Below are 14,837 nucleotides of genomic sequence, written 5' to 3'. Positions count from 1 at the left end.
CTGAATGTTCAAATTTCAGGGCTTTTTTGGCTGGTCGATCCTTGGCGGAACTATGCTATAATGATAGAATTAGTTCGATATTTTATTTGCTAGATACAGGACAGGAGAGAACAAATTCAAGTGAATCAACGTAATGAACCTACTTTGTTGCTGGTAGATGGTATGGCGGTGTTGTTCCGTGCATTCTATGCAACATCTGCAAGCGGATATATCAGACGTACAAAGGCAGGCGTGCCAACCAACGCAGTATACGGATTTATCCGTTATTTTTGGGATGCGGTTCAGACCTTTGGGCCAAGTCATGTCGTATGCTGTTGGGATATGGGGGGCAAGACGTTTCGCGGTGAAGAGTATGCAGCGTACAAGGGGAACCGTCCGGAAGCTCCGGATGATCTGATTCCTCAATTTGCTCTGATTCGTGAAGTGATGGATAGTTTGAACATTCCGAATATTGGCGCTCAAGGATATGAGGCTGATGATTGCATCGGTACACTTGCCAAGTACTACACCGAGCAGACGGATATGAACGTGATGGTACTTACGGGTGACCATGATATGCTGCAACTGATTGATGACCGCACAAGCATTATTATTATGAAAAAAGGTCATGGCAATTACATGGTGTATACGCCTGAATCTCTAATGACGGAGAAACAACTGACGCCTCGTCAAGTGATTGACATGAAAGGTCTGATGGGCGATGCCAGTGACAATTATCCTGGGGTACGGGGCATTGGGGAGAAGACGGCTTTGAAACTTGTGCAGGAGTTTGGCTCCATAGAAGGCATTTTGGACAATATGGATAAACTTACCCCTTCGGTACGTAACAAGATTGAGAATGATCTCGATATGCTTCATCTGTCTCGTAAACTGGCAGAGATTCACTGTGCTGTTCCGGTAGCTTGTGCACTGGATGTATGTGAATTGCGTCTTGATCCGGATATGGTGATGGACAAGTTCGAACAACTTGAGATGAAGAGCCTGGGCTCTTGGATGGGAGTGGCAATAGGGTGAGTAGTATGCAGACAAAAAGGACGGGCAAAAAGTGGTGGACAGGGGCTATGGCCCTCGTCCTTGCTTTGCCGGTAATCCTTTCAGGAGCGGTGAGTGCTCCACAGACAGCGGATGCCAAAGCGGCAATTAGCACCAAGGTACAGAAAGTAAAAGCAGCAGGACGCAGTTTTACCGTGCAGACGGTTAGTATTCCCAAGGGTACACCAGTTACCGTAGGATTGGCGAAGAAGCAGGTCGGTCAGACCGCAACATTACCTTCGATTGTTAAGGCATATGGTGCGCAAGCGGCCATTAACGGAGCGTTTTTTGAAGCTTATAACGGAGCTCCAGATCCATACGGCATGTTAATAGCAAACGGCAAAGTTATACATATTGGAAGATACGGAACAACGATCGGGTTTAAGGAAGACGGTTCAGCCATCATGGATTCGCTTCAAGTGAGTCTGACGGGTAAAGTAACAGATAAAGAAGGGAAATCACGCAGTTGGTATGCGACCTTCATTAACCGAACACCTTCCGCGAATGCGAGTATTACGATGTTATACACGCCAGAGCGGGGATCTACAGTCGGGTTCAAAGGAGGTACGGCGGTTGTGATGGAGAAAGGGATTGTCACCAAGAAAGTACCGAACAACAATGTAGCCATTCCGAAGAATGGCTCGGTGCTGGTCTTCACGGGGAATCAGAAATCTTCGTCGGACCGCTTCACTGTTGGATCAACTGTAGAGATGAATTATAAATACACCAATGCAGCAGGCAAAGAGATCCCTTGGCAAGATGTAGTCACCGCTGTGGGTGCAGGTCCGCGTCTGGTGAAAGACGGCAAAGTTGCCGTAAATCCAACGAGTGAGGGCTTCAAGGATACCAAAATTCTCAATGCCTCCGGCGCAAGAAGCGGTATAGCCATTATGGCCGACGGTTCGGTTATGTTGGCTACCGTTTCAGGAGCGACGATCAAAGAATGGGCTGCTGTCATGCAGAAGCTTGGTGCCAAGGAGGCAATGAACCTGGATGGTGGTGCATCTTCTGGCATGTATGCTGGCGGGAAAATGCTTACTTCCCCGGGCCGCTTGTTAAGTAATACACTTGTTTTTGGTGGCTCTGTTCGTTAAAAGAAAGCTAATATGGGAGGTAGGATCAGATGACACTCACACATAACCGGAAGCCAGATGAAAGCAAAACGGCGGTATTAGCTGTAAACGTAGGGCAACTTCAGGCCTTGCCTGGCCAGAAGCGAGAAGTGATGAGTGGCATTGTGAAACATCCCATATCCAGCCCGGTCTTCCTGTCATTCACCGGAATGACAGGGGATGCCCAGGCGGATCTCGAGCATCATGGTGGGCCTGATAAGGCAGTTTGTGTATACGATTACAGTCGTTATCCGGCGCTTGAACAACTGATGGATCGCAAGCTGGACTGGGGAGCTTGTGGAGAAAATCTGACAGTTGAAGGCTGTATGGAGGAAGAAGTCCGGATTGGTGATGTGTATGAATTGGGGGAAGCCACGGTACAGGTCAGCCAGCCAAGACAGCCTTGCTTCAAGCTTGGTGCACTGTATGATTACAAAGAGCTGCCTGTTTATTTTCAGGATAGCGGGCATACCGGATTTTATTTTCGGGTGTTGCAAGAGGGCGAGGTAACTCCTTCTGCAATATTCAGACGAATAAGCACGAACCCTGAATCAATGACCATACTGGAAGCCAATCGAATTATGCATCAGGGGAAGCAGGATGCCGTTGCTATGCGTGCTTTGCTGGCCATTCCAACGTTAGCCGACAGCTGGAAGCAGACCTTATTGAAGCGATTGGCCAAGCTCGAAACTGCTGAACAGGATTAATTCATGCTCTCGTTTAGAGAACAGATTCGAAGATCCATTTTAATTTTAAACTACTTGGGAGAGTGACTAACATGACGATTTTAGGCGCAATTGAAGCTGGAGGAACCAAATTTGTATGTGGTATCGGTACGGAAGAAGGAGAAGTTATTGAGCGCGTAAGCTTTCCAACGACGACACCGGAAGAGACGATGGCTCAAGTAATCGCTTTTTTTGAAGGTAAAGGTATTGAAGCTTTGGGTGTAGGTTCATTTGGTCCAATTGATCCGATTGAAGGAAGCCCGACCTATGGTTACATCACAACAACACCCAAACCGCATTGGGGTCAGTATAACCTGATTGGTAAGCTCAAGGAGCACTTTGATGTACCGATGACGTTCGACACGGATGTAAACGGTGCTGCGCTTGGGGAAGCAACCTGGGGGGCTGCTCAAGGCCTGGATAGCTGTCTGTATATTACTGTTGGAACGGGTATTGGTGCAGGCGCAGTTGTAGGTGGCAAAATGGTCCATGGATTGTCACATCCAGAGATGGGACACATCATTGTACGCAGACATCCTGAAGATACGTATGAAGGGTTCTGTCCGTATCATGGGGACTGTCTGGAAGGGCTTGCCGCAGGTCCTGCCATCAATAAACGTTGGGAGCAACCAGCTTACGAACTGCCAGCCGATCACAAGGCCTGGGAGATTGAAGCACATTACCTGGCGCATGCTCTGATGAATTATGTATTGATCCTCACACCTCAGAAAATTGTAATGGGTGGCGGTGTGATGAAGCAGGAGCATCTGTTCCCAATGGTTCGCAGCAAACTGCAGGAATTGCTCGCTGGATACGTTCAGCATCCTGCACTGCAGTCCGAAATTGACCAGTATGTCGTTTCACCGGGACTTGGCGATAACGCAGGACTGTGTGGTTCGCTTGCGTTGGCCAAATTGGCTTTGAACAAGTAATAGCTTTACAAACAAGCAGTTGACGAATTTTTCCATTGTGGTAATATATGAGCAACAGCATAGCACGGTTAATGAGGAAGCACCTCTCTTGCATGGATTTTGCAGGAGAGGTGTTTTTTTGTGCTGCTTAATTTAGCACAATACAGACTGTGTCGAGCTGAACTATTGAAGGAGGGACAAGATATGGAAGTCATTTTCATGAACAGATTATCCAGAATGTCAGATCAGAATGAAGAACATGCCCAGCTATGGATCGGTGAAGAAGAAGGAGCGTGGCATCTGGGATGGAGCCGATATGAGGAAGGAGATCGTACGGATGCCATCTGGTATGCTGGCAGTTCGTGGGACGAGCTGTTACATGTGTATCGTCATCAGTTAGCCATACAGATGGGCGAAGGATATCGTCCGTTGCTGCAAGGTTTGTTTAACGAAAATGATGATTTGAAGTCGCGCAGTTATGGCGGTCAGCGTCTTCATTGTTACAGTGAATTATATGGCAATGAGGGGCTGTATATGGACCTGTGCATATGGCGCAGGAAGAGAGCAGCGTCTGACCGGAAGGCCCCCTATTTTATTGCAACGAACCGGTTGTTACGAATGATCAGTGCATTTGTTCCACAAACCATCGATGAATTGATGCAACTGCCTGGCGTAGGAGAGAGCAAGGCTTCTGAGTACGGAGCTGAATGGTTGGAGCTTACGAATAGACTGGAACGTTCCACATCTTTTCCGCTAGATTGGGTGTACTCAGTTCTGAAGGAACAAGAATATGAGAGCTGGCTGTACAAACAGAGAGAGCAGAAATACAAGCAGGAGCTAGACAGATTTACCACACGGAAGCAGGTACTTGAAGGGATGAAAGAAGGATATACGTTAGAGGAGATCGTGAATCGTTCCGGATTGTCCCGTCGGGAGCTAATTGAACTGTTAGAGGCACTGGATTTGGAGGGGTATGACACAGATTGTCTACTTGATGCGGAGCTTGCTGTCATGCCCGAAGAGGAGCAAGAGGCGGTATGGAGTGCCTACGAGGAGCTGGGAGATACGTTCCTGAAGCCCGTGTTACATAAGGTGTATGGAGAAGAAAAGCCTGGGGGGAGCAACCTGGAACAGGTCTACGAAAGACTGCGCATGATTCGAATCCGGTTTCGTCGACATACAGAGACGGAGCAAAATGCAGGCTAGATTGGAAATAGGACGTTAGTTGTCATACAGGTTGTCATACATTAAGCGAATAATAAAAAAAAAGACGAGGCGTTTCTCCAAATGTGGAGCGCTTCGTCTTTTGCTATTTCAAACCCAATCTTTTTTGCGGAAAATAAAGAACATGCTCAGGCCCAGTGTAACCATCAGGCCAATGACCACAAAATAACCATACTTCCAGTCCAACTCAGGCATGTTCGTGAAGTTCATCCCATAGATGCCAGTGATAACGGTCAGCGGCATGAACACCGTGGTAATGGCGGTGAACACACGCATGATTTCATTCGCACGGTTGGCGATACTGGATTGGTAAGCTTCTCGTAAGTTCCCCATCAAGTCGCGATAGGTCTCAAAGGTTTCGGATATTTTCACAGCATTCTCATAAATGTCACTGAAATACTTCTGCAGTTGATCATCAATAAGACGCAGATCTTTTTTATTGAGTGTGTTAATGACCTCTTTCTGAGGTCCAAGCACTTTCTTCAGCCACAAAATCTCACTGCGCAACCCGATAATCTCATTCAGATGAGATTTCTTGGTATGCATCAGAATGTCCTCTTCAAGCTTCTCGATGCGCGCTTCGATTCGGTCACCGACAGTGAAATAATTATCAACAATCAAGTCAACCAGCAGATAAAGCAGCTTATCAGGCGTACTGATTTCCTGTTCCCATAGGATCGGTTTCAATGTCCGCAATTCGCTGACTTTCTGTTTGGTCACACTGATAATAAAGTGTCTGCCAAGGAACAAGTTGACGGCACGTAAAAAAATCTCTTCATCATCAAAACGAATGCTATTAATAACAATAAAATAATGGCTCTCATAAATTTCAATCTTCGGACGTTGTTCTTCGTCACTCAAACAGTCTTCCACGGCCAGATCATGCATCATGAACAGCGGTTGAAGTACCGCCAAATCGTCTACGTCCGCATCAATCCAGTAAAACCCCTCCGCTGGTGGAGTCAGCGCTTGCTGAATGTCGTCCACCGGAATAAATACACCGTTATTTACCAACCGGATTTTCATTATTCATCTACTCCTTCTGCACCCGCCAAATGGGCGGATTTCATCAATATGGGCGCAAAAAGAACAGATCAGCCGGTCGGCAGCGGAGCCTGGAAGTCAGGACTGCGTTCGCTCTATAATCAAACGGAAGTAACGTCCCGCTGCCGGCATGCTGATATCAATTCTCTATGCAGTTTGTCGGAATTCGGCTGCCAGTCAGGCCTCGGGTCGCCATCCATTGAATATGTCACCTCTCACATAAGGGTTTATAACACTTGTCTAGTATACCGCTGGTACAGGGTCCTTTCAAGCGCAAAAATGTGTCGATTTCGCGCCCTGGAGCAGTGTATGACAACGGATGATGAACGGTTCCGATCCTGAGGAACAGACATTGAACTACACCTTGACGTGAGGGGATTAATGTCTTAAAGTAAAAGGTGAACCACACTAGTTTTTACAATTGAATAAAGCGAAATCTTATCAAGAGTAGGTGGAGGGACTGGCCCGATGAAACCCGGCAACCGGCGGTATACCGCACGGTGCTAATTCTTGCAGCGACCAAGTGTCCAAGTGACACTGTTGTAACTGAGAGATGAGAGAGGCGCATATCTATTTACATATGACCTTTCTCGGAATCCGAGGAAGGTCTTTGTTATATGCACCGACTTCTCAGCAGTGATTTTCGCTAAGGAACTTGAGCTTGCCGCCAGCAATGTGGTTGCAATTCAGCGCCTGCAGGCAAGCTCATGGCAGCCTATAACTGTACGGATGCGAATCGTATCGAATCCGCAGTGGCTGCATCTATTTATGCACAAGGAGGAGTTAGAAACACCATGCCAATCAAAATTCCAGACACACTGCCTGCCAAGGAAGTACTTGCAGGAGAGAACATCTTTGTCATGGACGAGACATCTGCTTACCAGCAGGACATTCGTCCACTACGTATCGCTATATTAAACCTGATGCCCACAAAGGAAACGACAGAAACTCAATTGCTTCGTCTGGTGGGTAACACACCAATTCAGGTAGATATCGTTCTGGTTCATCCGAAGTCTCATACGTCCAAGAATACTTCCCAGGAATATTTGGACTTGTTCTACAAAACCTTTGATGAGATTGAACACCGCCGTTTTGACGGCATGATCATTACAGGCGCTCCTGTAGAGCAAATGGACTTTGAAGACGTGAATTATTGGAAAGAAATCCAGGAGATCTTCGAATGGACCAAAACCAATGTAACTTCGACCATGCATATATGTTGGGCTTCCCAAGCGGGTTTATACCATCATTTTGGAGTTCCCAAAGTTCCATTGGATGAAAAATGTTTTGGCGTATTCTCACATACGATCAACAGATCCAATGTGCAGTTGCTGCGCGGATTTGATGAAGTATTCAACGTCCCGCATTCCCGCCATACGGAAGTGCGGCGTGAAGATATTGAAAAAAATGAAAACCTTGAAATATTGGCTGAATCTGAGGAAGCGGGTATTTTCCTGGTTGCTACCAAAGACGGCAAACAGATTTTTGCAACCGGACATGCTGAGTATGACCCTCTTTCATTGAAATGGGAATATGACCGTGATGCAGCTAAAGGCATGGACATTGCGCTGCCTAGACATTATTTCCCGAATGACGATCCTTCCCGTGTTCCCCCGGCCACTTGGCGGGCACATGCAAACTTATTATTCTCTAATTGGCTCAATTACTATGTGTATCAAGAGACACCTTACGATATTGGTCCGCAAATCTAATCGACATTACAGGAGGATGCTGCAATGGAAGACAATAAGTTGAAAATCGAAAGTCGATTGGCCCAAATTGGGTCTATCAATGAACCGGTAACGGGCGCCATTAATTTTCCGATCTATCAATCCACTGCGTTTCGCCACCCAAAGCTTGGACAAAGCACGGGATTTGATTATATTCGTACGACCAATCCAACCCGTAAAGTGTTGGAAGAAGCAGCGGCAGCGTTGGAATCCGGTGATGCAGGTTTTGCCTGTAGCTCCGGCATGGCTGCTTTGCAAACGATTTTCGCTTTATTTGGACAAGGGGATCATCTGATTGTATCGCTGGATCTGTACGGCGGAACGTATCGGTTGCTTGAACGCATCCTGTCTCGATTTGGTGTGACGGCAAGTTACGTAGATACCAATGACCTAGCAGCTCTGGAAAGTATTCGTCAGCCGAATACAAAAGCGGTATTTATTGAGACACCAACCAATCCACTAATGATGATTACGGATGTGGAAGCGGTATGCTCCTGGGCCAAGAGCCATAACTTGCTGACCATTGTGGATAATACACTACTGACTCCGTTCTTCCAGCGTCCAATTGAACTCGGTGCTGATATCATTATCCATAGTGCCACGAAGTATCTGGGTGGTCATAATGATGTACTTGCCGGATTAATTATTACCAAAGGGGAAGAATTGTCGGCCGAAATGGCATTCCTGCACAATTCTATTGGAGCAGTGTTGTCTCCAAGCGACTCCTATCAGCTGATGAAAGGCATGAAGACACTCGCTCTTCGCATGGAGCGGCATGAGTATAATGCTTTGACGATTGCCAAGTACCTTTTGGAGCACCCAGCCGTTAATGAAGTGTATCATCCTGGTTTGTCGGATCATCCCGGATTTGAAATACAAAATAAACAATCCAGTGGAAATACAGGCATTTTCTCTTTCAAAGTAAAGGATGCTCGTTATGTTGAACCGTTGCTTCGTCACATCAAACTGATTGCTTTTGCGGAAAGCCTCGGGGGTGTAGAGTCATTGATGACTTATCCTGCGGTACAGACCCATGCGGATATTCCGATTGAAATTCGTGACGCTGTAGGTGTAGATGACCGTCTGTTGCGCTTCTCTGTAGGGATCGAGCACGCCGAAGATCTGATTGCCGATCTGGGCAATGCACTCACAGCTGCACAGCAGGAGATAGAAGGGGGAACGCATCATGAGTGAGCAAAACAATAATGCCAACAATCATGAACGGAATGTTCATTCCGACCTGAAGTTCGATACCAAGCTGCTGCATTTCGGTGATGAAATCGATAAAACCACCGGGGCTTCCAGTGTGCCAATTTACCAGGCCTCCACATTCCATCATTTTGATATTTTTAATCCACCTCAACATGATTATAGTCGTTCCGGTAACCCGACTCGTCAGGCATTGGAGGATTACATTACATTATTGGAGGGTGGGGCACGCGGATTTGCCTATTCCTCAGGCATGGCTGCCATCTCCAGTGTGTTCATGATGTTCTCGGCAGGCGATCACATGATTGTGACGGAAGATGTATATGGAGGAACGTATCGACTGCTTACTTCCATTCTGAGCCGGATGCAGATTGAGACTACCTTTGTGGATATGACCAATATTGATGAAGTGAAGGCAGCGCTCAAACCGAATACGAAGGCAGTCTATATGGAAACACCATCCAACCCGACACTTCGGATCACGGATATTGCTGCAGTCACCTCCTGGGCACAGGAACATGAGTTAATCTCCATTCTCGATAACACCTTCATGACGCCTTATTACCAACGGCCGATCGAGCTCGGGGTAGATATTGTCGTACATAGTGCGACCAAGTTCCTTGGCGGACACAGTGATGTGCTGGCAGGTTTAGCCGTTGCTCGTACGGATTCATTGGGTACACAGCTAAAACAATTGCAGAATGGACTTGGAACCGTGCTCGGGGCTCAGGAATCCTGGCTGCTGATGCGTGGTATGAAAACCTTGGGTGCGCGTATGGCACACAGTGAACAGAGCACAGCGAAGCTGGCTGCATGGCTTAGTGGACGCAGTGATATTACGGCTGTATTTTATCCGGGACTGCTGGATCATCCCGGCCGTGAAGCTCATGAACGTCAGTCAAGCGGATACGGCGCTGTCGTGTCGTTTGACGTAGGCTCAGGCGATCGGGCCAAGGCTGTACTTAATCGTGTGAAATTGCCAATTGTTGCCGTGAGTTTGGGTGCGGTTGAAAGTATCTTGTCTTATCCTGCGATGATGTCTCATGCGGCTATGCCGGCTGAGGTTCGCCGTGATCGGGGTATAACTGACGGATTACTGCGCTTCTCGGTTGGTCTGGAAGACATCGATGACCTGATTGCAGATCTGGATCAGGCACTTCAGGACTCGTAGAGTCGATAGTATTGAAACTCGGGTGTTAGAGCCCGCTGAAAAAGAAATGAAATAGATGGCATATGTAAACATTTTTATTGATTTTTAAAGCACCTTCTCATAAGGTGCTTTTTTTCACATGTAACCTGTGTTACGATATGTGGAGTACAGAAATGCGATGTTGCCACCAAAACTTTCATCTATATGAGCAAGTTGGGACGGATCGTGATTATATTTTCTCTTCATGAGGGAGGCTTTTTTACGATGAGTACGGTAGACCGTATCTTAGATAAAGCCCTTCGGGGCGAACGTTTGGACTTGGAAGACACGATTCAGCTGTTTGAATCAAATGAAGTAGACAAAATCGGGGCCGCCGCCAATGTGATTGTAAAACGCATGCACCCCGAACCATACAGAACATTTGTAATTGGGCGTAACGTCAACTACACGAACGTGTGTGATGTGTACTGCCGTTTTTGTGCTTTCTACCGCAGACCTGGCTCTGACGAAGGATATGTACTTCCCGATGAAGTCATCTTCCAGAAGATCCAAGAAACCGAAGACGTGAATGGTACTGAGATTCTGATGCAAGGCGGAACGAATCCGAATCTGCCGTTTAGCTATTACACTGACCTGCTCAAAGCGATCAAGGAGCGTTTCCCTAATATTACAATGCACTCCTTCTCGCCGGCCGAAATTATGAAAATGGTTGAAGTGTCCGACGGTCTTACTTTGGAAGAGGTTGTACGTGCAATTCACGAAGCGGGACTCGATTCTCTGCCTGGTGGTGGTGCGGAAATCCTGGATGACCGTACACGCCGCAAAATCAGCCGTTTGAAAGGTTCATGGCGCGATTGGATGGACGTTATGCAGACAGCTCACCGTATCGGTATGAACACAACGGCAACGATGGTTATCGGCCTTGGTGAAACGATGGAAGAGCGCGCACTGCATCTGCTTCGTGTACGTGAAGCTCAGGATGAGTGCATTGCGAACAAGTATGATTCCGAAGGATTCCTGGCGTTCATTCCTTGGACATTCCAACCGGATAATACGAATCTGAAGCTGGAGCGTCAGACGCCAGAAGAGTACCTGAAGACGGTAGCGATCAGTCGACTGGTGTTGGACAACATCAAAAACATTCAATCCTCATGGGTAACGATGGGACCTGAAGTCGGCAAAAAATCACTCGAATTTGGCTGCAATGACTTTGGTAGCACCATGATTGAAGAGAACGTGGTATCTGCTGCAGGCGCAACGTACAAAGTCAACATTGGTTCCATTACGCAACTGATTCGGGAGTCCGGTTATATTCCAGCACAGCGTAACACAAGATATGACATCCTGCGGACGTTTGATGAGAATAATGCCATTCAACAAGATTTTGTAATGCAGAACTAATATTTATTTTTATAGTACATCACGCTGATGAATTGAATGGATAAGAATCATTCAGTCAGTTTGGATATGAATCATTCAGTCAGTTTGGATATGAAGTCCGTTGATTACTCTTTAAGGGGGAATCGGCGGACTTTTTAATTTCACTTCACACCAAGCGATTATTCACAGATCATCAAACAGTACATATTACGCATTTGGCGATATTTTAGTTTGAAATTCAACTGTTACAATGAAAGGACACGTGAGTAAGCAGACATGCTGGGAAGGGGCAGGCCGATGAAAACAAGAAGACTTGGGAAGACGGAATTGGAAGTACCTGTACTGAGCTTTGGAGCATCCTCTCTAGGTTCGGTATTTCGTGATATTGACCGAGGAGAGGGTGTTCGTACGGTTCACGCCGCTGTAGATGCAGGGATGAACTATATAGATGTTTCGCCCTATTATGGATTAACGAAGGCTGAATCGGTGCTTGGAGAAGCCATCCGTAGTTTGCCACGTAGCTCGTTGACGTTGTCGACCAAGGCTGGACGTTATGGGGAGAATGCATTTGATTTTTCGCGTAAGCGGATACATGATAGTGTACAAGAGAGTCTGGATCGACTGCATACCGATTATATCGACATCCTGTTCTTGCATGACATCGAGTTTGTCCCGGCCGATATTATTATTGAAGAAGCTTTCCCAACCTTGCTTCGCCTGAAAGAGCAGGGAGTCATTCGCCATGCAGGAATTTGTGGATTACCGCTGCGGTTATTCGAAACGGTATTGTCACAGATTGATGCCGACGCCATCATTTCCTACTGCCATTATGCATTAAATGATACTTCACTGCTGTCCTTGCTGCCCCTTTTGGAAAAGAAAGAAGTTGGCCTTGTGAATGCTTCGCCTCTTTCTATGGGCTTATTAAGCACAAGAGGAGCTCCTGCCTGGCACCCGGCAGATGATCGCGTGAAGCAGGTCTGCCTGCAAGCGGCGCGGTTCTGCGCGGAACAGGGCCGTGATATTGCGAAGCTTGCCGTGCAGTTTGCAACAGCCAATGAACGGATTCCAACAACACTGGTCAGCAGTGCAAGTGAACATAATATCCGCAACAATGCAGCCTGGATTGAGGAACCATTAGACCAGGAACTGTTATCGGAGGTGCTCCGAATCCTGGCTCCGGTTCATAATGAGAGCTGGGCCAGCGGCCGTCCTGAATATAACATTGAACATAACATGAAGTCACAAGCATCATCGAAGGGGGAACAGGAATGAGAGCAGTTATATGTGAAGAAATAAATCGTTTGGCGTTACGAGACATACCTGAACCCGAAAGAACCGAGAATCAGGCGCTGGTTACTATCCGACGAATTGGAATTTGCGGCACAGATTTGCATGCCTACAGAGGCAATCAGCCTTTTTTCACCTATCCTCGTGTATTGGGTCATGAGCTTGCAGGGATTATTGAAGAAATCGGGGAGAATGAAGCGGGTCTGAAGAAGGGAGATCAGGTTAGTATTATTCCCTATTTGCATTGTGGGCATTGTATCGCCTGTCGATCAGGGAAAACGAATTGTTGTGTGTCCATGCAGGTGATGGGTGTACATGTGGACGGCGGCATGCGAGAGAGAATCGTTGTGCCTGTCTCCCATCTGATCCAAGCTGAAGGACTTACATTGGATGAAACAGCGATGGTAGAACCGCTCAGTATTGGTGCTCATGCTGTCAGAAGAGCAGCTCTAAGGCCTGGTGAACAGGTTGTTGTCATTGGAGCTGGACCGATTGGTCTGGGTGTGATGGCATTTGCCAAACAGGCGGGTGCTCGGGTCATTGCTATTGACCGGAATCTGGACAGGCTGGAACTTAGCCGCACGTGGGCGGGAGTGGATGCTTTGGTTCAGGCCAATGAACAAGCGGCACAGCAAGTTGCTAAAATCACGAATGGGGACTATGCGACGGCTGTCTTTGATGCAACAGGAAATATGAAATCGATGAATGATGCGATCCAGTATGTGGCTCATGGTGGACAATTAATCTTTGTTGGACTGGTCAAAGCTGATATTTCCTTTCATGATCCAGACTTTCACAAGCGGGAGATGAGTATCCTGGGCAGCCGAAACGCCACACGGGAAGATTTTGAACAGGTCATGTCGATCTTGCGGGAAAAGAAGTTGAACATGGATGGCTACATTACACACCGGACGAGTTTTGATCAATTGCCTGATTCGATCGACACATGGTTACAACCGGATTCGCATGTAGTGAAAGCAATAGTAGAGTTATAAAAAGAATAACTGAAAAAAACTCTCTCTGATCCTGAATGAATGGTTAACATCCATAGGGACCAGTGAGAGTTTTTGTTTGCCTAGCCTATAGGAATCTTGATTATTTTTCCGGGTTCGTCACAATACCTGCATGTGGATCAATATGACGCACAATGGATTTGAGCCAGATCATTTCGAGGAAATGAATCTCATAGTAGAGCGCTCCCGGAACGTGTTGGATCCAACCTTCAGCGACAGCTGGATGCCCTGGATCCGTTGAAGCAGCCAATGTTCCAGGTTCACGGCGCAGCCGTTTACGGATGGCTTTTTCAACTTGAGCGCTTTGTGTGGTTAAAATACATATTTTGCGCTTAGCTGTGAATCCGCGGAATGCAATATATACCATTTCATATGCAATGAGATAAGCAATTACCGAGTACATCGCTTGATCCCAACCGAAGACAACACCAGCCGCGGTTAGAATCAACAAGTTGAGCAGCATGATTATTTTTTCGATAAGCATCCGTTTCCCGCTAAATACACGTTCAGGTGGACGGGAGGACGGATCACCGATTTCCAGCGTATCCAGTGTCCCACCATACCGCACGACTAGACCGATTCCTAGACCGAGACATAATCCGCCAAACATGGCGGCAGCCAGCGGGTGCTCGACAAGCGGCGGCATGGGATGAAGCACAATGGCACCAATCGAAAAGACAACCAAACCCAGAACAGTGACCAGTACGAATTTCTTTTGCACGAGTCTATAGGACAGAAAGATAAACGGAACGTTGAACAAAAACAGGAATAAACCAATCCTCATTTCGGTCCAGTGGGCGAACAACGAAGAGATACCTGTAATGCCTCCAATAATGATCTTATTGGGATGTAGAAACAATTCAAGTCCCACGGAGGCCAGAATTCCACCCGCTATTACAAACAATAAATTCAACATGCGACGGGCAGATGATAATCTGGTCTTGGCGGTTTGTGGCACCGGATTAGCCGATATCAGAGGTGCTTTCATAGGTCACCCTCCTTAGTGCGGCTTTCGAG

The 14,837-nt window shown here is 47.0% G+C and carries 13 protein-coding genes and 1 riboswitch; of the genes, 11 read left to right on the top strand and 2 right to left on the bottom strand.

What is annotated here, in order from left to right; translation table 11 throughout:
• The first annotated feature begins 120 nt into the window (after nt 1-120).
• From gpAD87_RS17490 to gpAD87_RS17470, 5 genes are all read left to right on the top strand, one after another.
• The gene (locus gpAD87_RS17490) at nt 121-1,014 is read left to right on the top strand and encodes a 5'-3' exonuclease (RefSeq protein WP_072734037.1); all 894 of its coding nucleotides are present in this window, start codon (nt 121-123) and stop codon (nt 1,012-1,014) included.
• A gap of 5 nt (nt 1,015-1,019) precedes the next feature.
• Nucleotides 1,020-2,126, top strand: a complete 1,107-nt coding sequence (locus tag gpAD87_RS17485; RefSeq protein WP_064639446.1) for a phosphodiester glycosidase family protein — start codon at nt 1,020-1,022, stop codon at nt 2,124-2,126.
• A gap of 29 nt (nt 2,127-2,155) precedes the next feature.
• Entirely contained in the window at nt 2,156-2,851 is a 696-nt protein-coding gene (locus gpAD87_RS17480; RefSeq protein ID WP_064639444.1) for an MOSC domain-containing protein, read from the top strand.
• Between the two features lie 71 nt (nt 2,852-2,922).
• On the top strand, nt 2,923-3,801 hold the full coding sequence (locus tag gpAD87_RS17475; RefSeq protein ID WP_064639442.1) for an ROK family protein: 879 nt from the start codon (nt 2,923-2,925) through the stop codon (nt 3,799-3,801).
• Nucleotides 3,802-3,984: 183 nt separating this feature from the next.
• Complete coding sequence (locus gpAD87_RS17470) at nt 3,985-4,986, top strand: HRDC domain-containing protein (protein WP_064639441.1); 1,002 nt, start codon at nt 3,985-3,987, stop codon at nt 4,984-4,986.
• 108 nt (nt 4,987-5,094) lie between these two features.
• Here gpAD87_RS17470 and corA read toward each other — a convergent pair whose 3' ends face one another.
• On the bottom strand, nt 5,095-6,030 hold the full coding sequence (gene corA / locus gpAD87_RS17465; RefSeq protein ID WP_053780458.1) for a magnesium/cobalt transporter CorA: 936 nt from the start codon (nt 6,028-6,030) through the stop codon (nt 5,095-5,097).
• Nucleotides 6,031-6,483: 453 nt separating this feature from the next.
• Nucleotides 6,484-6,608, top strand: a riboswitch (SAM riboswitch).
• A 234-nt stretch (nt 6,609-6,842) separates the two neighbouring features.
• Here corA and metA point away from each other — a divergent pair.
• From metA to gpAD87_RS17435, 6 genes are all read left to right on the top strand, one after another.
• Nucleotides 6,843-7,760: a homoserine O-acetyltransferase MetA gene (gene metA, locus gpAD87_RS17460; protein ID WP_063564335.1), complete on the top strand. Its 918-nt coding sequence runs from the start codon at nt 6,843-6,845 to the stop codon at nt 7,758-7,760.
• A gap of 24 nt (nt 7,761-7,784) precedes the next feature.
• Nucleotides 7,785-8,972 carry an aminotransferase class I/II-fold pyridoxal phosphate-dependent enzyme gene (locus tag gpAD87_RS17455; RefSeq protein WP_053780460.1) on the top strand — a complete coding sequence of 396 codons (1,188 nt, stop codon included), beginning with the start codon at nt 7,785-7,787 and terminating at the stop codon, nt 8,970-8,972.
• Nucleotides 8,965-10,158 carry a trans-sulfuration enzyme family protein gene (locus gpAD87_RS17450; protein WP_063564226.1) on the top strand — a complete coding sequence of 398 codons (1,194 nt, stop codon included), beginning with the start codon at nt 8,965-8,967 and terminating at the stop codon, nt 10,156-10,158. Before gpAD87_RS17455 ends, gpAD87_RS17450 begins: the two co-directional genes overlap by 8 nt.
• A 243-nt stretch (nt 10,159-10,401) precedes the next feature.
• Entirely contained in the window at nt 10,402-11,538 is a 1,137-nt protein-coding gene (gene mqnC, locus gpAD87_RS17445) for a cyclic dehypoxanthinyl futalosine synthase (RefSeq protein ID WP_063564227.1), read from the top strand.
• Nucleotides 11,539-11,814: 276 nt separating this feature from the next.
• Nucleotides 11,815-12,792 carry an aldo/keto reductase gene (locus tag gpAD87_RS17440; RefSeq protein ID WP_064639439.1) on the top strand — a complete coding sequence of 326 codons (978 nt, stop codon included), beginning with the start codon at nt 11,815-11,817 and terminating at the stop codon, nt 12,790-12,792.
• A complete protein-coding gene (locus gpAD87_RS17435; protein WP_064639437.1) occupies nt 12,789-13,802 on the top strand; it encodes a zinc-binding alcohol dehydrogenase family protein in 1,014 nt (337 codons plus the stop codon). Before gpAD87_RS17440 ends, gpAD87_RS17435 begins: the two co-directional genes overlap by 4 nt.
• Nucleotides 13,803-13,902: 100 nt before the next feature.
• On the opposite strand, the gene gpAD87_RS17430 is transcribed toward gpAD87_RS17435, so the two are convergent.
• Nucleotides 13,903-14,808 carry a YitT family protein gene (locus gpAD87_RS17430; protein WP_063564229.1) on the bottom strand — a complete coding sequence of 302 codons (906 nt, stop codon included), beginning with the start codon at nt 14,806-14,808 and terminating at the stop codon, nt 13,903-13,905.
• Between the last annotated feature and the right edge of the window lie 29 nt (nt 14,809-14,837).

The sequence above is a fragment of the Paenibacillus sp. AD87 genome, assembly GCF_001659845.1.
Taxonomy (GTDB): Bacteria; Bacillota; Bacilli; order Paenibacillales; family Paenibacillaceae; genus Paenibacillus; species Paenibacillus marchantiae.
The sequence above is the reverse complement of the archived record's forward strand: the minus strand, read 5'-3'. Positions and strand labels throughout refer to the sequence as shown.